At 40.0% G+C, this 340-nt stretch carries 1 protein-coding gene; it reads right to left on the bottom strand.

Annotation, left to right across the window (positions count from 1 at the left end):
- Positions 1–340 (bottom strand): ATP-binding cassette domain-containing protein (locus SMIDD26_RS10970; protein ID WP_134990321.1); only part of this gene is annotated, 340 nt, incomplete at both ends.

Below are 340 nucleotides of genomic sequence, written 5' to 3'. Positions count from 1 at the left end.
AACTCGGAGACCTTTTGATGCAAAGTAGCTGGCAAACCTACTCTCTCTAAAATCTCTTCCACCTTTTTGAGCTTGTCTTTCTTAGACAATTTCACATATTTCAGCGCCAGCATGAGATTGTACTCGACCGTTTCATCATCAATCAGGGCAAAATTTTGAAACAGATAAGAGATATGTTCACGGATTATTGTTTGTGACTTGGCAGAATTAACCGCTAGATTTGTCTGACCAAAAATCTCATACCGTCCGCTATATTCCCCATCTATCAAACCTAATAAATTTAACAAGGTCGACTTGCCACTGCCACTTTTTCCAACGATGGCAACTAAATCCCCCTGAT

It is taken from the genome of Streptococcus mitis (genome assembly GCF_001579035.1).
Classification (GTDB): Bacteria; Bacillota; Bacilli; order Lactobacillales; family Streptococcaceae; genus Streptococcus; species Streptococcus mitis_J.
The sequence above is the reverse complement of the archived record's forward strand: the minus strand, read 5'-3'. Positions and strand labels throughout refer to the sequence as shown.